The sequence below is a fragment of the Bradyrhizobium ottawaense genome (assembly GCF_002278135.3).
Lineage (GTDB): Bacteria > Pseudomonadota > Alphaproteobacteria > Rhizobiales > Xanthobacteraceae > Bradyrhizobium > Bradyrhizobium ottawaense.
Genome location: NZ_CP029425.2, coordinates 1442714 through 1460499, shown reverse-complemented (window position 1 = coordinate 1460499; position 17786 = coordinate 1442714). Strand labels below are relative to the sequence as shown.

The following is a 17786-nucleotide window of genomic DNA, read 5'->3' as shown; positions in this document are numbered from 1 at the left end:
GCGAGAGAGACGTGGGCACGGCGCAAGTGCGCCTTTGCCCACCCTACGGCAGCGGTACGCGGCTCAGACCGCCGTCGCCTTGGCGAACTCCACGTAGATTTCGCGCAATCTCGTCGCCATCGGGCCGGGCTTGCCGTCGCCGATCCTCTTGCCGTCGATCGCAACCACGGGCTGGACAAACAGTGACGCCGAGGTGGCAAAAGCTTCCTTTGCAGCCAGCGCCTCGGCCACCGTGAACGAGCGCTCCTCGACGCGAAGCTGACGTTCCTCGGCGAGCGCCACCACGGCCTTGCGGGTGCAGCCCGGCAGGATCGCGTTGGAGTTCTTGCGGGTCACGATGACGTCGTCCTTGGTCAGGATGAACGCCGAGGATGAGCCGCCCTCGGTGACGTATCCGTCTTCCAGCATCCAGGCTTCGCCGGCGCCGGCTTCGGCCGCCGCCTGCTTTGCCAAGACCTGCGCCAGCAGGGCCACGCTCTTGATGTCGCGCCGCTCCCAGCGGATATCCGGCACCGTGATGACATTGATGCCGGTCTTTGCGGAGGCGGCGTTGATGATGTCCTTTTCCGAGGTGAACATCACCAGGCTCGACTTGACGTCGCCCTTGGGGAAGGGGAAGTCGCGGCCCTTGTCGGCGCCGCGCGTCACCTGGAGATAGACGAGGCCGCTTGTGACCTTGTTGCGCGCGATCAGTTCCTTCTGCAGCTCGGTGATGCGTTCGAGCGTCTCCGGCAGCCTCAAGCTGATCTCGCCGACCGAGCGCTCCAGCCGCGCCAGATGCGAGGCGTTGTCGACCAGCTTGCCGTCGAGCACGGCCGAGACCTCATAGATGCCGTCGGCGAACAGAAAACCGCGATCGAGGACCGAGATCTTGGCGTCCGAGAGCGGGACGAATGAGCCGTTGACGTAGGCGATCGGGTCCAAGGCAGGTCTCCTGGGGAGAAAGGGGGATTTGGCTCTCGGTATAGGAGATTTGGCGCGCCCGATAAACCCTTCATCCGTCATTCCGGGGCATTCGCGCAGCGAATGAGCCCGGAATCCATAACCACCATCGGGGTATGGATCCCGGGCTCGCGCTACGCGCGCCCCGGGATGACGACCGGCTAATGCGACAAGATCTTCGACAAGAACTTCTGCGCGCGGTCGCTGCGCGGCTGGCCGAAGAAATCGTCCTTCGCCGCGTCCTCGACGATCTCGCCGCGGTCCATGAAGATCACGCGATTCGCCACCTTGCGGGCAAACCCCATCTCGTGGGTGACGACCATCATGGTCATGCCCTCATGGGCGAGATCGACCATGACGTCGAGCACTTCACTGACCATTTCGGGATCGAGTGCCGAGGTCGGCTCGTCGAACAGCATCACGATCGGGTCCATGGCGAGCGCGCGCGCGATCGCCACGCGCTGCTGCTGGCCGCCGGAAAGCTGCGCGGGAAATTTCTGCGCCTGTTCCTTCAGGCCGACGCGATCCAGCAGCATCATGCCCTTCGTCACCGCCTTGTCAGACGACCTGCCCAGCACCTTCTGCTGCGCGAGGCAGAGATTGTCGATGATCTTGAGATGCGGGAACAGCTCGAAGTGCTGGAACACCATGCCGACGCGCGAGCGCAGCTTGGGCAGATTGGTCTTGGGATCGTTGACCTTGGTGCCGTCGACGCTGATGTCGCCGCTCTGGAACGGCTCCAGCGCATTGACGCATTTGATCAGCGTCGACTTGCCCGAGCCCGAGGGGCCGCAGACCACGACCACCTCGCCCTTGGTGACGTTGGTGGTGCAATCGGTCAGCACCTGGAAGCTCGGAGTGTACCATTTGTTGACGTGGCTGATTTCGATCATGACCGACACGCTCTATCGAATGATGGCGATGCGCGCCTGGAGGCGACGGACGCCGAAGGACGCGATACAGGAAATGGTGAAGTAGACGACAGCTGCGAACAGGTACATTTCGACGAGGCGCCCGTCGCGCTGCGCGACCTTGCTCGCCGCTCCCAGGAAGTCCGTGATCGAGAGGACGTAGACCAGCGAGGTGTCCTGGAACAGCACGATGGTCTGCGTGATCAGGACCGGCAGCATGTTGCGGAAGGCTTGCGGCAACACGACGTAGCGCATGGTCTGGGCGTAGGTCAGCCCCAGCGCGCTGGCCGCGGCCGGCTGGCCGCGCGAGATCGACTGGATACCGGCGCGCATGATCTCGGAGAAGTACGCCGCCTCGAACATGATGAAGGTGATGAGCGAGGATGCGAACGCGCCGACGCTGATGGGGCGCGAGGCGCCGGTCAGCCATTGCCCGATATAGGGCACCAGGAAGTAGAACCAGAAGATGACCAGCACCAGCGGCAGCGAGCGCATGAAGTCGACATAGACGCCGGCGATGCGGCCGAGGATCTTGAAGCCGGACAACCGCATCAGCGCGAGCGCCGTGCCGAAGACCAGGCCGCCGAGAGCTGCGAGCCCCGTCAGCGTCAGGGTGAACGTCATGCCCTCGTAGAACAAATAGGGCAGCGCGCGGCGGATGACGTCGAAATCGAGATTGCCGAACATGGCGCTATTTCCCCGTGATGTAGCCGGGGATTGCGACCCAGCGCTCGAGGAAGCGCATCGCGGTCACGACGACGGCGTTGACGAGGAGGTAGAGAAGCGTCGCGGCGGTGAAGGCCTCGAACACCTGGAACGAGAACTCCTGCATCGAGCGCGCCTGTCCAGTCAACTCGAGCAGGCCGATGGTGATAGCGACCGCCGTGTTCTTGATGGTGTTGAGGAACTCCGACGTCAGCGGCGGCAGGATGATACGGAACGCCATCGGCAGCAGCACATAGCGATAACCCTGCGCGGTGGTCAGACCCAGCGCGGTCGCCGCCATCTTCTGCCCGCGCGGCAGTGAGCCGATGCCGGCCTGCAATTGCACGGCGACGCGCGCCGACATGAAGAAACCAACGCCGATCGCCGCCGTCCAGAACGGCGCGTTCGGCAGCTGCTTCAGCCAGGTGCCGGCGCCTTTCGGCAGCAGTTCCGGCAGCACGAAGAACCACAGGAACAGCTGCACCAGCAGCGGCATGTTGCGGAAGAATTCGACATAAGCGAAGCCGAACCAGTTCGCACCCTTCGACGGCAGCGTGCGCATGACGCCGACGAGCGAGCCGGTGATCAGCGCGATGACCCAGGCCAACGCCGCGGTCTTCAGGGTCAGCACCAGGCCCGACAGCAGCATGTCGAGATAGGTGCCCGTCCCCATCGGGTTCGGCTGGAAAAAGATTCCCCAGTTCCAGTTATAGTTCACGTGTCCCCCGCGCGAACGCGCCAGTCAGAGATATCCTGGCCGCCTATGCAAATGTCCGGCCACCCCTGTGTCAAGAGTGGCCGGACATGATCCCGATCGAAAGATCGAGGTTATCTTACTTATAGTCGTCCGGGTTCGGCGAGTCCGAAGGCTTCGCGAACTCGTTCTTCAGCTCGGCCGAGATCGGCGTATTGAGGTTGAGGCCCTTCGGCGGGATCTTGGCCGTGAACCATTTGTCGTAGATCTTCTGGGCCTCGCCTGACGTATAGAGCGCAGCGGTCGCCGCATCGACCACCTTCTTGAAGGCGGCGTCGTCCTTGCGCAGCATGATGCCGTAGGGTTCGGGCTTGGAGAACGCGTCCTTGGAGACGGCGTAGTCATCCGGCGACTTCGAGCCGGCGACGAGGCTCGCGAGCAGGATGTCGTCCATGACGAAGGCGACCGCGCGGTCGGTCTCGACCATCAGGAAGGCTTCGGCGTGGTCCTTGGCGGGGATGATGTTTGCGCCGAGGCTTTTCGCGACGTTGGCCTCGGTGAGCTGCTTGATGTTGGTGGTTCCCGCGGTCGAGACCACCGTCTTGCCCTTGAGGTCGTCGATCGACTTCAGGCCGCTCGACTTCTTGAAGACGTAGCGGCTGGCGGTCAGGAAGTGGGTGTTGGTGAAGGCGACCTGCTTCTGGCGCTCGGCATTGTTGGTGGTCGAGCCGCATTCGAGGTCGATGGTGCCGTTGGCCATCAGCGGGATACGGGTCGCCGACGTCACCGGATTGAGCTTGACCTCGAGCTTGTCGAGCTTGAGCTCCTTCTTCACGGCGTCGACGATCTTGTAGCAGATGTCCATCGCGAATCCGACGGGCTTCTGATTGTCGTCGAGATAGGAGAAGGGGATCGAGGAGTCGCGGAAGCCCAGCGTGATGGCGCCGGTGTCCTTGATGTTCTTCAGCGTGCCTGTCAGCTCCTGGGCCCCGGCCTGGCTGACGGCGAAGGTCGCGGCGAGCGCGAGCCCAATGCTACGGAAATGTTTCACTTTTTTGGTCCCCTTTCAGGATGATGCGGCCCGGATGCAAGCACAGATTGGGCCGGATTAGAATGTGACTTTCGGCTGGCTTGCGGCAGAGGTTAATGGGCTCAGGTCAGCGGCTTGGGCAATTCCCCGAGATCCCAGAACAGGCCGGCCATCACCGTCAAGGCTTCTTCCGTCAATGGCAGCAGGATGTGCTCATTGGGCGCATGCTGGGAGCAGCCGGGATAGGAGTGCGGGACCCAGATCGTCGGCAGACCCAGGATCTCAGAGAATACGTCGTTGGGCAGCGAGCCGCCGAAGTTCGGCAGCACCGCCGGCGGTTTCCCCGTGGTCTCTTTCACCGAATCCGCCGCCCATTTGATCCAGGGGCTGTCGAAATCGGTCCGCGACGCAGCAAAGCTCTGCGCCGCCCGCACCTCGACCATCGGAAAGCCCTTTTGGACAAGATGCGCGCGGACCGCCTCGATCAGGCCGCCGACCTCGGTGCCGACCACGAAACGCAGTTGCAGCACGGCGTTGGCATGGCCCGGAATGGCGTTGGCCGGCTTCTCGATATTGCCCGATGACATCGCCAGCACTTCCAGCGTGTTCCAGGCGTAAAGCCGCTCGGCGGCCGACAGCCCCTCCTCGCCCCAGTTCTCGGCAAGCGCCGGCTCGTCCTCGGTCGGCACCACCTGCACGTCGGCGAGATAGCTGCGGATCTGGTTGCTGAGGCGCGGCGGCTTCAGCGCGTCGAGCTGCAGGCGGCCATGGCCGTCGACCAGCGTCGAGATCGCGTTGACCAGGATGGTCGCGGGGTTGGCGAGCACGCCGCCCCAATTGCCGGAATGGTGGCCGCCATCGCGCAGGTTCACATCCAGATGAATGCGGATGCCGCCGCGGCATCCCAGGAACAGCGTCGGGCGGTCGGCGGACAAACGGGGCCCGTCGGAGGCCATGAACAGGTCGGCCTTGAGCGCATCGCGATTGAGGTCGCAGACCTTGCCAAGATCGGGCGAGCCGATCTCCTCGCCCATCTCGACGATGAACTTGGCGTTGAAGCCGAGCTTGCCGCCACGGGCGTCGCGCACCGCGCGGAGTGCCGCCATGTTGATGCTGTGCTGGCCCTTGTTGTCAGCGGTGCCGCGGCCATAGAGCCGCGTGCCGGCAACCGTCGTGCGCCAGGGATCGCGGCCCTCGCGCCACTCGCCCTCCATGCCGTCGACGACGTCGCCATGGCCGTAGATCAGCACGGTCGGCGCGGAGGCGCTTTCGTGATGCTCGGCGAACAGGAACGGCGACTTGCCACTCGGGGACTCGACGATGCGGCTGGTGAAATCGAGCGCCGCGAAGGCCGGCACCATCTCCTGTTCCAGATAGGCGCGCAGCTCGGGGCCGCGCGCGGGATTTTGGCTTTCGGTCTTGAAGGCGACGCGGCGGTCGAGTTCAGCGAGGAACGCACCGGATTTGAAATCCTCACGGGCGCGGGCGATGGCGTCGGCTCTGGTCATGATTTTCTTTTCGGACTTCGAGGCGAAGGACCCTACCCGAGACAGGGTGGCCTTCGAAAGTGGCAGGGACTTGGATAGCTCTTGTACTTCTCTTGTAGTTCTCTTGGGATTTCGTTCTTGCTCTCTTGAGATTGGCTTGCCAAAGGCGGCAGCCCGCTGATTTTGGCCTTGCCAAGCGCAGGTTATATGCAAGAACTTCGCCAAGTTCGGGTGCACATCTACCATTCGAAGAGCGCTCAGTATAGAGCGCCGGGGAACGATCATGGCCAAGCAGATCAGGCTCAATGCCTTTGCGATGAATTGCGTCGCGCACCAGTCGCCAGGCCTGTGGACCCATCCGCGCGACCGCACCGCCGAGTATAACCGCCTGCCCTACTGGATCGATCTTGCCAGGACGCTGGAGCGTGGCCGTTTCGACGGATTGTTCCTCGCCGACGTGCTCGGCGTCTACGACGTCTACGGCAACAGCCCTGACGCGGCCTTGCGCAACGCTGCGCAGACGCCGTCGAACGAGCCGCTGCTGCTGCTCTCGGCGATGGCCGCGGTAACGCAAAATCTCGGCTTCGGCGTCACCAGCAATCTGTCGTTCGAGCCGCCCTACCCGTTCGCGCGGCGGATGTCGACGCTCGATCATCTCACTGAAGGGCGGATCGGCTGGAACGTCGTCACCGGCTATCTCGACAGTGCCGCGCGTGGCGCCGGCAAGGACAAGCAGACCGGGCATGACGACCGCTACGACATCGCGGACGAATACATGGAGGTGGTCTACAAATTATGGGAAGGGAGCTGGGAAGACGACGCCGTGCTGCGCGACCGCAAGCGCGGCATCTTCACCGATCCCGCCAAAGTCCATCGCGTCAACCATGAGGGCGCAAACTATCGCATCAACAACACCATTCACCTCAGCGAGCCGTCGCCCCAGCGGACGCCCGTGCTCTACCAGGCCGGCACCTCGCCGCGCGGCCGGCAATTCGCGGCACGTCACGCCGAATGCGTGTTCATGTCGGGACCGTCGGCCAAGATCATCGGGCCGCGCGTGTCGGCGATCCGCCAGGAGGCCGCCGCGGTCGGCCGCAATCCGGCTGAGATCCTGATGTTCAACATGATGACAATCATCCTCGGCAACACGGAAGCGGAAGCTGCGGCGAAATATGCCGACTACCGGTCGCATATCAATCCGGAAGGCGCGCTGGCGTTGATGTCGGGATGGACCGGCATCGACTTCTCCGGCTACGAGCTCGACCAGCAAGTGCGTCACGTCCAGAACGACGCCGGTCGCAGCGCGCTCGACAACGTCACCCGGGGCGACCCGGACCGCGTCTGGACCGTGCGCGACGTCATCGAGCATGTCGGCATCGGCGGCGCCGGCCCTGTCGTGGTCGGCACGCCGGAGATGGTCGCGGACAAGATCGAGGATTGGTTCGAGAAGACCGACGTCGACGGCCTCAACGTCGCGTTTGCGGTCTCGCCCGGCGACTTCGAGGACATTGCCGACATGCTGGTGCCGGAGCTGACGCGGCGCGGACGGTACAAGTCGGAATACGCAAAGGGCACGCTGCGGGAAAAACTGTTCGGCAACGGCCGCGCAAGGCTGGATGCGCCGCATCCGGCGGCGGGATATCGGGTGGGGAGGAAGGGGTAGTTGCCACACCCGCCGTGTCGTCCCGGCGAACGCCGGGACCCATAACCCCAGGGAGTAGTTTTGGCGAAGATTGGTCGTTCGGGATTGGGAGCAGCCGCGATCGATAGATCACGCGGTATGGGTCCCGGCGTTCGCCCTAGGGCATGCACATATCTGGTGCGGCGGATTGACTCGGGTTCGCCCTGGGGGTTCCAGAATCGGAGATCTATGTGATTCCTATTGCGGCACTCCATGGTTTGGACGGGGGTGCTGCGATGTTGTCACGGATTGACTGGACGCTGGGCCGGTTCGGGGATCGTCGTCTCGATAAAGGGGGGCGGCGCTCGCTGAACGCATGGTTGCGGGCAAAACTGTCTGCCTTCGGCAGCTCTCCAGGGGGAACCGCGCGCTGGAAGTGCGGTTCAACCGCTTTCTTGGCCATGACAAGGTGACGGTGGATCGGATCATCGAAAGCTGGAGCAATAGCACGGGCCCTGCCGTGGAAGGCCGCCACGTGCTGGCCATCCAGGACACCAGCGAGATCCACTTCAACACCACGCCGCAACGCCGGCGCGGGCTCGGAGAAATCGGCAAAGGCAATAACCACGGCGTGCTGCTGCACCCGCTGCTGGCTGTGGACGCCGACGACGGCAGCTGTCTTGGGCTTTTGAGCGGGCAGATATGGACGCGCGCAGGTCGCCGCACGACCTCGCATGATGATCGGGAATTATCGGACAAGGAATCGCAACGCTGGATATCGACTGCCGTGGCGGCAAGGCCGCTGCTCACCAAGGCCGCGGCGGTGACGGTGCTGGGTGACCGCGAGAGCGATATTTTTGCCCTTTATGCCAGCTCGGCCAAGCAACATTTCCACGTCATCGCGCGCAGCATGCATGATCGCAAGCTTGCCGACCGCAGCAGCCTGTATGAGGCCAGCGATGCCATGGCCGCGGTGGACCAGCGTATGATCCAACTGCCTGCGCGCGCCGCGCGGCCGGCTCGCCTGGCCCACCTCGAACTTCGCTTTGGCGCAATCGAGCTCGCCCGCCCGCAGAATAAGTTCTTGCACCATCTGCCGAAAAGCTTGCCGCTGGCGGTGGTCGATGTGCGCGAGATTAACGCCGAAACCGGCATAGAGCCGCTGCACTGGCGGCTTCTCACCTCTCACGAGGTCACCAGCATCGAGGACGCCTGGCGCATCGTCCAATGGTACAAGCAGCGCTGGATCATCGAGCAGTTCTTCCGCATCCTGAAGACACAAGGCCTCAAGCTCGAAGACAGTCAGATCGGATCCGCCGATCGGCTTCTCAAGCTGGTTGCGATCGCCGCCAAGGCGGCCGTCATCACCATCCAGCTTCTGCAGGCCCGCAATGGTGGTCGCCAGCCCATTCTCGCGGCCTTCGACAACGGCCAAATTGGCGCGCTCACAGCCCTCAACCGGCAACTCGAAGCCGCGAGCAAGCGACTAAAGAACCCACATCCGCCCGATAGTCTCGCTTGGGCCGCCTGGATCATCGGCCGTCTCGGCGGGTGGGATGGCTACCCATCGTCCAAGCCGCCGGGCCCGATCACCTTCAAAAACGGCCTCGAATACTTCAACGCCGTCGCAGCAGGATGGAGCCTCAGAGATATGTGCATGCCCTAGGGCGTTCGCCGGGACGACAGCGGATCTACACCTTCCCGTCGACCATCACCTCGATCAACTTCGTCCCCGGCCGATTGAACGCCGACGCCAGTGTCGCCTTCAGCTCTCTGGGATCGCTGACCTTGATCGCCTCGCAGCCGAGCGCCTTGGCGACGCCGGCGAAATCGACGGGCGGATCGACGAAATCCATGCCGACATAATTGTCGTCGTCATGGAAAGCGAGCAGGCGCTGCTTGATGATACGGTAGCCGCCATTGTTGGCCATGACGACGTTGAGCGGCAGCTTGTGATGCGCCGCGGTCCACAGCGACTGGATCGAATACATCGCACTGCCATCGCCCGAGAAGCACACGACCGGGCGGTCCGGATTGGCGATGCTGGCGCCGACCGAGGCCGGCAGGCCCCAGCCGATGCCGCCTGAGGCAAGGCCGTGATAGCCGTAGCGATCGCGATGCGGTCGCAGCGCCGTCACCTGGCGGCTGGAGGTGAGGCCTTCGTCGACGAGAATGGCGTTATCGGGCATCGCCTCGACCATCTGCAGCACGAGGAAGTCCGGATCAATGGGCGCGCGGCCGGCGCTCTTGCCGATCTGCTCGACCAGCGCGGCACGCCGCGCGGTCCAGTTCTTCGGCGCGATCTCGGCGAGGCGCTGCTTGGCGCGGCTCGCAAGTGTCGCGCCACCCATCTCCTTCAGCACCGGGATCAACGCGCGCAGCGTTTCCTTCAGATCCGCCTTGAGCGCGATCTCGGCGCCGTAATTCTTGGCGATCTCCCAATCGACGAGGCCGATCTGGACGATGCCGAGTCCGTCAGGCAGCGCATCGACCTCGCTATAGACAGACATCCGCAAGGGATCGCCGCCGAGCGCAATCAGGAGATCGTACGGCGCGAGCGTATCGCGCGCGACCTTCTGCACGCGTGCCAGCGTGCCGACAAAGCTCGGGCTCTCCGACAGGAAGTGCGAGCCATAGGGCGTCGAGGACTGGTAAGCCGCCGCGCCGAGCAGCTCGGCAAGTTGGGCAGCCTCCTTCAGCGCATCGCTCTTGACCACCTCGTCCATGGTGACGATGACGGGGCGCTCCGCCCTCAGCAGCCGCGCGGCAAAGGCCGTGAGCGCTTCGTCCGACGGCCTTGTCCGCGCGTCGATGCGGGTGGAGCGACCGAGATCGATCCCCGCTTCGCTGTTCAGGATGTCGCCGGGCAGTGAGATGAACACCGGACCGGTCGGCGGCGTCGTCGCAATCTTGGCGGCACGGCGCACGATGCGCGGCAAATCCTCCAGCCGCGTCACCTCCACCGCCCATTTCACCAGCGGTTCGGCCATCCGCACCAGCGGCCCATACAGCACCGGCTCCATCAGGCCGTGCCCCTGCTCCTGCTGGCCGGCCGTGAGGATCATCGGCGTGCCCGTGAACTGGGCGTTGTAGAGCGAGCCCATCGCGTTGCCGAGGCCGGGCGCGACATGAACATTGCAGGCGACGAGTTTTCCGGAGGCGCGGCTATAGCCATCGGCGATCGCCACCACCAGGCTCTCCTGCATCGCCATCACATAGGTGAGGTCGGGATGGTCCTTCAGCGCATGCATGATCGGCAGCTCGGTGGTGCCGGGATTGCCGAACAGATGCGTGACGCCCTCGTCCTTGAGCAGCGCGAGAAAGGCGGAGCGGCCGGTGATCTTGTTCTTCATGTTTCCTCCAGGGAGCGGACGTTGCCGCAAGGACGGCGGCATGATGGCCGAAGTCGCGGGAGGCGCGCAAGGAAGCGTGCTCATGGCTGCGTTGCGTGGAAGCCCCGCTCTCGTGTCCCGGACGCGACGCGGCGAAGCGTTGCGGCGCAGAGCCGGGACCCAGTTGCTCACCGCATTCTCCGCTGCATGGGCCCCGGCTCGGCGGCGCGGCACTTCGTGCCGCACCGCGTCCGGGGCATGAGAGTGGAGCTAAATTTCCTCCCGGCCCAGCTCGAACGGGTCCTCGCCGCCCGCGCGCTTCTTCTTTTTCGAGCGCTGGCAGACCACGCCCGGAAAGCCCTTGAGCGGCACCAGCGGCTCGCCGGTATAGGCCCATTCCTGCAGCTCCTCGATCGCGATGTGATAGAGCGGCTGGCGGCCGGTGCGCTCCCTGAAGAGCGCACGCGGGATGTTGACCATGTGCGGACCACGCGGTCGTTCATAGGCAATCGGCGTGCCGCATTGCGAGCAGAAGCTGCGCGTGGTCCTGGTGGCCTTGTCCTCGTAGCGCGTGAGCGCCGTCTTGCCCGACGTAATGCGAAACCGCTTCTTCCAGCTTCCGACATAGGTCGCATAGGCCGCGCCATGGGCGCGGCGGCTGGCGGCGGAGTGATCGTGCCAGGCCCAGCGCGCGGGGACATCGATCTCGAAGGTGACCTTGCCGCAGAGGCATTGGCCGGTGGCGATCCCTGCGGCGACTGCGGCTTTGGCCATGGACGTCTTTCCGTTGTCATTGCAGACAATACGATCGTCATTCCGGGGCGCGACAAAGTCGCGAGCCCGGAATCCATCAGGCGGCTTGTTCAGACGGAGAGATGGATTCCGGGTTCGATGCTACGCATCGCCCCGGAATGACAGCCTAACTACGCCGGCGTCAGCTCGTCATAAACAGGATAATCCGTGTACCCCTTCTCCTCGCCGCCATAGAACGTCGCACGATTGTACGGCGTGATCGGGTAGTCGTGCTGCAGGCGGCGCGGCAGATCGGGATTGGAGATGAAGATGCGGCCGAAGGCGATGATGTCGGCATGGCCGTCGGCGATCGCCGCATTCGCAGTCTCGCCGGTGAAGCCGCCGGCGGTCATCAGCACGCCGCTGTAGAGCGGACGAAACAGCAGCATCGCCGACGGCACATTCTGCCAGTTGACCTCGGCGCGACCCGAGCCGCTCGATCGCGGCTCGATGAAGTGCAGATAGGCGAGGCCGAGCTTGTCGAGCGCCTTCACCACGTGGGTGTATAGCGGCATCGGATCGGGCTCGCCGGAATCGTTGGCGATGCCATGCGGCGACAGCCGCACGGCGACGCGGTTCGCACCCCAAACGTCGATCGCGGCCTGCGTCACCTCGAGCAGCAGCCGGGCGCGGTTCTCGATCGATCCACCATATTGATCGGTGCGCTGGTTGCTGCGTGATTGCAGGAATTGCTCGAGCAGATAGCCGTTGGCACCGTGGATCTCGACACCGTCGAAACCGGCCGCGAGTGCATTCTTCGCGCCTTGCCTGAAGGCCTCGACGATACCCTTGACTTCCCCGGTCTCCAGCGCGCGCGGCGTCTCATAGTCCGAGATCTTGCCGTCGGCCGTCATCGCCTTCATGCCTTCCGCCTTGATCGGGATCGCCGAGGCCGAAACCGGCAGCTCGCCGCCGTGGAAGGAGGAATGCGAGACGCGGCCGACATGCCAGAGCTGGAGGAAGATGATGCCGCCCTTGGCGTGCACGGCATCGACCACCTTGCGCCAGCCGGCGATCTGCGCCTCCGAATAGATGCCGGGCGTCGCCGGATTGCCGCGGCCGTGCGAGAGCACCGGCGAGGCCTCGGCGATGAGCAGGCCGCCCGGCGTCGCACGCTGGCCGTAATATTCGGCGTTGAGCGGGCGCGGTGAAAAGCTCTCGCGCTCGGCCCGCATGCGTGTCAGCGGTGCCATCGCGACGCGATGCGCAAGCTTGTACGGACCGACCTGCAACGGTCTAAACAACGCCTCGAATTTCATGCTGACCCCGAGTTTCTTTGGAAGGATGCGGATCATATCGCGAGGGGCGGCACCCGGAAAAGGCGCCGCCCCCATAAAAGCAGATATTCCCTCCCGCGGAAGGCGGGAGAGAACAAGTGCTAGGCCGTCTTGATCCAGACGGACTTCACGTTGAGATATTCCTCGACATGCTGCTTGCCGGACTCGCGGCCATAGCCGCTCATCTTGTAGCCGCCGAAGGGCACGGCCGGGTCCATCGCCTGGTAGCAGTTCACCCACACCGAGCCGGCGCGCAGCGACTTTGCAACCGCATGCGCCTTGCTGACGTCGCGCGTCCACAGGCCCGAACCGAGGCCGAAGGTGGTGTTGTTGGCGCGCTTGACCAGCTCGTCCATGTCCTTGAATGCGATCGCGGAGATGACGGGGCCAAAAATCTCCTCCTGCGCGATGCGCATGTTGTCCTGAACGCCCGCGAACACGGTCGGCGAGACGAAGAAGCCCTTCGACAGCGCGCCCTCGGTGACGCGGCCGCCGCCGGCGAGCGCCCTTGCGCCTTCCTTCTGGCCAATGTCGAGATAGCCGGTGACGCGCTCGAGCTGCTGCTCTGACACCAGCGGGCCGATCTGCACATTGGGATCGAGACCGTTGCCGACCTGCAGCTTCTTGCCGAACTCGGCGACGCGGCCGACGAACTCCTCGTAGATCGACTGCTCGACGAACAGGCGCGTGCCGGCGCTGCAGATCTGGCCCGAATTGGCGAACACCGCCATCGCCGCGCCCGGCACGGCGGCGTCGAGATCGGCGTCAGCGAACACGATGTCCGGCGACTTGCCGCCGAGCTCGAGCGAGACACGCTTCAAATTGCCGGCGGAGGCGCGGATGATCGACTGACCCGTGACGTGCGAGCCGGTGAAGGCGACCTTGTCGACGTCATGATGCGAGGCGAGCGCGGCGCCCGCGGTCTCGCCATAGCCGGGCACGACGTTGATGACGCCGGGGGGAATGCCCGCCTCCATCGCCAGCTCGGCGATGCGCAGCGAGGTCAGCGGCGCCTCTTCGGCGGGCTTGAGCACCACGGTGCAGCCGGTCGCGATCGCCGGGCCGATCTTCCAGATCGTCGCCGTGAGCGGGCCGTTCCAGGGAATGATGGCGCCGACGACACCGATCGGCTCCTTCAGCGTGTAGGAGAAGATCTCGCCGGGCAGCGAGTTCTCGATGGTCTCGCCGTGGATCGCCGTGGTCTGACCGGCGTAATAACGCAGCATGCCGACGGCGCGCAGGCGATAGGCGCGGGTGCGGCTGAGCGGCGCACCCATGTCCAGGGTATCAAGCTGCGACAATTCGTCGAAATTCTTCTCGACGAGGTCGGCAAGCTTGAGCAGCAGATTCTGCCGCTCGAACGGTTTCACCTTGCTCCAGGGCCCCTCGAAGGCGCGGCGGGCGGCGGCAACCGCACGATCGATGTCTTCCTTGTCGCCCTCGGCGACGGTTGCGAGCAATTCGCCGGTGGCAGGATTATGAGTCTCGAAGCGCTTGCCTGAGGCTGCATCGACCCACTTCCCGTCGATCAGCATCTGCTTGTAGGACCCATTCGCGAACGGATGGCGCGTGATCGGAATAGCCTGCGACACAGCCATGGCTGCACTCCCTGTCAGGTGATTGATTGGTTCGATCTGGGCGGGATCGTTAGGGTGAAGGATACAGCCGTGCCGGAAAGGCGTAAAGGCAGCGCTGAACGAAGACCTCCCATGCCAACTTGTGCAGGGTCGGACTGCTGCCATGTTATAGCTCGATGAAGAGTCCTCCCCGGAGATGATCCATGCCACATCCCGCCATCGTCAAAGACAATGTCGCCGTGATTACAGGTGGCGCATCCGGAATCGGGTTTGCCGCCGCTGCGGCCTTCGCGCGCGCGGGCATGAAAGTGTGTATCGCGGACGTGGACCGGCAACGTCTGGCGGACGCCGCAACAAGACTCTCATCCGTCACGTCTGCCACAAACGTGATGACCTTCGCCGTCGATGTCAGCAGCGCGGAGAGCGTGAGGGAACTGGAACGCGCCGTGGCCGCGCAGTTCGGCGGAACGGACCTGCTCATGAACAATGCCGGCATCCAGCCGGGCAGCACGCTGTTCGGCGAACCCGACAATTGGCAGCGCGTTATCGCCGTCAACATGTGGGGCATCATCAACGGCTCGCGCATCTTCGCGCCCAACATGATCGCACGCGGCAGGTGCGGCCTCATCATCAACACGGGCTCGAAGCAGGGCATCACCACGCCGCCGGGCGATCCCGCCTACAATGTCTCCAAGGCCGGCGTGAAGGCATTTACCGAAGCGCTCCAGCACGAACTGCGCAACACGAGAGACTGTCGCGTCACGGCACATTTGCTGATCCCCGGCTTCGTCTTCACGGGCCTCACCGCGAAAGGACGCACCGAGAAGCCGGCCGGCGCCTGGACGCCGGAGCAGACGGTCGATTTCATGCTGGCGCGGCTGGAGGTGGGCGATTTCTACATCCTGTGCCCGGACAACGACGTGCCGCGCGCGCTCGACGAGAAGCGCATGCAATGGGCCGCCGGCGACATCGTCGAGAACCGGCCGCCGCTGTCGCGCTGGCACCCGGATTACGCGGATGCGTTCACGAGGTTCGTGGAGGGGAAGTAACTGTCAGACCCTCATGGTGAGGAGCGCGCCCTTGCGCGCGAGGCGGACGATGCTGCGCATCGCCGCGAGAACCATGCAGGCCCGGCTGCAGCAGCCCGGCCTCGATCCTTCGAGACGCCCGCTTTCAGCGGGCTCCTCAGGATGAGGGTTGGAGTGTTCGCGGCGCGGCAGTTCGCGCAACCGCCCTACAGCGTCTCTTGCTGGTGCCCGCAATTCTTGCAAGCGAACTTGACCCGGGTCTGGCCTTTCTCCGCCTGGACCCGGTTCGGCGCGCCGCACTTGCCGCAGACGGCCTCGATGCGGGTCGCGCCCTGCTTGACGACGATGGTCTTCTTTTCCATCGATTCGCGGATCAGGCGCTCGGCCTCCTCACGCAGCGATTGTTTCGACAAAGCTCGTCTCCGCCTCTGGAAAGCGCGAGAGCCATATCGCACCTGCGTTCGAAGTACAATGCGAGATGCGGACCGCGAGGCACGATCAAGACGTCATTTCCGGGTGGGCCTGGACGCGAGAGCCGCGGCGCGTCGCTCCGCGGCTCTCTTGCTCGTCGTCCGATTGGCGCGAGGCACATTTTTCAAGCCGCCTTGGAAACCTCCATCAGCAAACGCTCGGCCTTGGCATCCTCGATGCGGTTCACCAGCCGGCTGCTCTCGTGATTGTCGCGCACAGTCTTGGTCAGGGTGATGCAGGTCTGGATCAGCATGACGATGCCCATGGTGAGATAGCCCTTCATCCAGAGGTCGATCGGCAGGAAGAAGATGCCAATGGCGACGAGAAATGCGGAGGCTGCGAAGGACGCGTAGGTGAAGGTCACCCAGGCGCTGCTATGGGGTTGGCCGTTCTGGTTCATGACGGTCTCCTGTTGGTTCGAATGATGATGGGGTTGGGGATCAGGCAGTCGGCGCGCGCTTGGACTTCAACCGGACCAGCACGTCGTCCGCAGTCGTCTTCAACCGTGGGCCAAAACCCTGCTCGGCTAATCTCTCGGCGGTGGCGAGCGGACCGGTGGCCGCGTCGAGCTCGACCAGCGCATCATCGGCGGCCTGGGTTTCCATCTGCCGTTCGCGCAGGCGCCGCAGGGTGCTCTCCGCCTCCGGCAGCGTGGATTCGTAAGGGCGTGCCGCCTCGATGCCGCTGCGCCGAAGCGAGCGTACCGCCTCCGAGGCTCGGGCGACGCGGCGACCGCGATCGAGCTCGGTGATGCGGGCCTGCGCGGTCGCGACGTGCCGCTTCAACCGGGCGATCTCGGTCGCGAACAAGGCGCGGGCCGTCATTGCCGCATCGCGGTCGGCCTCCAAGCCTACGATGGCTTGGGCAGCGTCCCTGGCGAGATCCTCGCGGCCGCCGTCGAGCGCCGCAACCGCGCGCGCCTCGAGATCGGCAATGCGGGCGATCGTCGCCTCGAGCTTGCGGCCTTCCTGCTGATCCTGCGCGATCGCCAGCGCCAGCGTCCGCTTGCTGCGCTCGACGGCCGCGGCCGCATCGCGCATCTGCTGGTCGAGAATGAGGAGGGCCGTGCGGTCCTCCAGCTCTTCGCCCGCGGCGGCCACGCTGCCGCGGAAAAGTGTCACGACGGTCTTGAACATCTGTTGCTCCCTGTTATGAGCGTTGCTCACAGATACTTTGTAGCAACAACCTTGAACATTGTTCAAGAGAATTTTGAGCAACGCTCAAGAATATGACCGATGCATGTCTAAGGCCTTGGAACGTCGAGAGAAACTTCGATCCGCGCTCATTCAGGCGGCGGAACGGATGATCGCGGACCGTGGATTGTCAGGGCTGAAAACTCGCGATCTCGCCCGCGAGATCGGCTGCGCCAATGGTGCGGTCTATAATCTCGTGGCCGATATGGATGAGCTGATCCTGCGTGTGGGGTCGCGCACGTTGCTCCGGCTCGACGAGGCGCTGAGCGTGGCGGAAGGCGCGGGCGCCCCCTCGCCGCAGGAGACCCTGGTCCGCATCGCCATCGCCTATTGCGATTTCGCGGCGGAAAATCTCCAGCTCTGGCGCGCGCTGTTCGAGCACCGCATGGAGGCCGACAAGGTCGTCCCCGACTGGTCCGTCGACGACCAGATGCGGCTGTTCCGCCACATCTACAAGCCGCTGGCCGCGCTGTTTCCAAAGCGCGGCCCGGAGGAGCTCGGCATCACCGCACGCAGCCTGTTCTCGGCGGTCCATGGCATGGTGGCGCTGGGGTTGGAGCAGAAGCTGGTCGCCGTGCCGCTGCCGGCGCTGCGCAAGGAAATCGCTGGCCTCGTGCGCGCGATGATTGACGGACTGATCGCGCGGGCAGCATAGGGCCGCGCAGCAGCGGGACCGTAGAGATCTCGCCGGCACCAACGAACGTGCATATGCGCTCCGCTTCACTC

17 protein-coding genes are annotated in these 17786 nt (G+C 64.3%); 4 read left to right on the top strand and 13 right to left on the bottom strand.

Going from position 1 to position 17786, the window contains the following annotated elements; translation table 11 throughout:
- Nucleotides 1-63: 63 nt before the first annotated feature.
- The 6 genes from CIT37_RS06950 to CIT37_RS06925 form a co-directional block, all read right to left on the bottom strand.
- Nucleotides 64-924 (bottom strand): D-amino-acid transaminase, encoded by an 861-nt coding sequence (locus CIT37_RS06950; protein ID WP_028140046.1) that lies wholly within the window; start codon nucleotides 922-924, stop codon nucleotides 64-66.
- 179 nt (nucleotides 925-1103) lie between these two features.
- The gene (locus CIT37_RS06945; RefSeq protein ID WP_028140045.1) at nucleotides 1104-1835 is read right to left on the bottom strand and encodes an amino acid ABC transporter ATP-binding protein; all 732 of its coding nucleotides are present in this window, start codon (nucleotides 1833-1835) and stop codon (nucleotides 1104-1106) included.
- A 12-nt stretch (nucleotides 1836-1847) separates the two neighbouring features.
- On the bottom strand, nucleotides 1848-2540 hold the full coding sequence (locus CIT37_RS06940; protein WP_028140044.1) for an amino acid ABC transporter permease: 693 nt from the start codon (nucleotides 2538-2540) through the stop codon (nucleotides 1848-1850).
- Nucleotides 2541-2544: 4 nt separating this feature from the next.
- A complete protein-coding gene (locus CIT37_RS06935) occupies nucleotides 2545-3276 on the bottom strand; it encodes an amino acid ABC transporter permease (protein ID WP_038947549.1) in 732 nt (243 codons plus the stop codon).
- Between the two features lie 115 nt (nucleotides 3277-3391).
- Nucleotides 3392-4303 carry an amino acid ABC transporter substrate-binding protein gene (locus CIT37_RS06930; RefSeq protein ID WP_028140042.1) on the bottom strand — a complete coding sequence of 304 codons (912 nt, stop codon included), beginning with the start codon at nucleotides 4301-4303 and terminating at the stop codon, nucleotides 3392-3394.
- Between the two features lie 101 nt (nucleotides 4304-4404).
- Nucleotides 4405-5790, bottom strand: coding sequence for a M20 family metallopeptidase (locus CIT37_RS06925; protein WP_038947550.1), 1386 nt, complete (start codon nucleotides 5788-5790; stop codon nucleotides 4405-4407).
- Nucleotides 5791-6052: 262 nt separating this feature from the next.
- On the opposite strand from CIT37_RS06925, the gene CIT37_RS06920 reads away from it, so the two are divergent.
- The gene (locus CIT37_RS06920; protein ID WP_038972852.1) at nucleotides 6053-7432 is read left to right on the top strand and encodes an LLM class flavin-dependent oxidoreductase; all 1380 of its coding nucleotides are present in this window, start codon (nucleotides 6053-6055) and stop codon (nucleotides 7430-7432) included.
- A gap of 334 nt (nucleotides 7433-7766) precedes the next feature.
- Nucleotides 7767-9056, top strand: coding sequence for an IS4 family transposase (locus tag CIT37_RS06915; protein WP_038951373.1), 1290 nt, complete (start codon nucleotides 7767-7769; stop codon nucleotides 9054-9056).
- 25 nt (nucleotides 9057-9081) lie between these two features.
- On the opposite strand, the gene CIT37_RS06910 is transcribed toward CIT37_RS06915, so the two are convergent.
- The 4 genes from CIT37_RS06910 to CIT37_RS06895 all read right to left on the bottom strand — a co-directional run bounded on the left by CIT37_RS06910 (nucleotide 9082) and on the right by CIT37_RS06895 (nucleotide 14389).
- Nucleotides 9082-10743 carry a thiamine pyrophosphate-binding protein gene (locus CIT37_RS06910; protein ID WP_095425196.1) on the bottom strand — a complete coding sequence of 554 codons (1662 nt, stop codon included), beginning with the start codon at nucleotides 10741-10743 and terminating at the stop codon, nucleotides 9082-9084.
- Between the two features lie 249 nt (nucleotides 10744-10992).
- The gene (locus tag CIT37_RS06905) at nucleotides 10993-11496 is read right to left on the bottom strand and encodes a GFA family protein (RefSeq protein WP_038947554.1); all 504 of its coding nucleotides are present in this window, start codon (nucleotides 11494-11496) and stop codon (nucleotides 10993-10995) included.
- 149 nt (nucleotides 11497-11645) lie between these two features.
- The gene (locus CIT37_RS06900) at nucleotides 11646-12773 is read right to left on the bottom strand and encodes an alkene reductase (protein ID WP_028140037.1); all 1128 of its coding nucleotides are present in this window, start codon (nucleotides 12771-12773) and stop codon (nucleotides 11646-11648) included.
- Nucleotides 12774-12892: 119 nt separating this feature from the next.
- Entirely contained in the window at nucleotides 12893-14389 is a 1497-nt protein-coding gene (locus CIT37_RS06895) for an aldehyde dehydrogenase family protein (protein ID WP_028140036.1), read from the bottom strand.
- Between the two features lie 182 nt (nucleotides 14390-14571).
- On the opposite strand from CIT37_RS06895, the gene CIT37_RS06890 reads away from it, so the two are divergent.
- A complete protein-coding gene (locus tag CIT37_RS06890; protein WP_038947555.1) occupies nucleotides 14572-15417 on the top strand; it encodes an SDR family NAD(P)-dependent oxidoreductase in 846 nt (281 codons plus the stop codon).
- 185 nt (nucleotides 15418-15602) lie between these two features.
- Here the strand turns inward: CIT37_RS06890 and CIT37_RS06885 are convergent, their stop codons facing one another.
- The 3 genes from CIT37_RS06885 to CIT37_RS06875 all read right to left on the bottom strand — a co-directional run bounded on the left by CIT37_RS06885 (nucleotide 15603) and on the right by CIT37_RS06875 (nucleotide 17003).
- Entirely contained in the window at nucleotides 15603-15809 is a 207-nt protein-coding gene (locus CIT37_RS06885; RefSeq protein WP_008145196.1) for a hypothetical protein, read from the bottom strand.
- Nucleotides 15810-15991: 182 nt separating this feature from the next.
- Complete coding sequence (locus tag CIT37_RS06880; RefSeq protein WP_014491840.1) at nucleotides 15992-16267, bottom strand: YiaA/YiaB family inner membrane protein; 276 nt, start codon at nucleotides 16265-16267, stop codon at nucleotides 15992-15994.
- Nucleotides 16268-16307: 40 nt separating this feature from the next.
- Entirely contained in the window at nucleotides 16308-17003 is a 696-nt protein-coding gene (locus CIT37_RS06875) for a PspA/IM30 family protein (protein WP_095425195.1), read from the bottom strand.
- Nucleotides 17004-17106: 103 nt separating this feature from the next.
- Here CIT37_RS06875 and CIT37_RS06870 point away from each other — a divergent pair, with 103 nt between their 5' ends.
- Complete coding sequence (locus CIT37_RS06870; protein ID WP_028140033.1) at nucleotides 17107-17715, top strand: TetR/AcrR family transcriptional regulator; 609 nt, start codon at nucleotides 17107-17109, stop codon at nucleotides 17713-17715.
- The last annotated feature ends 71 nt before the right edge of the window (nucleotides 17716-17786 follow it).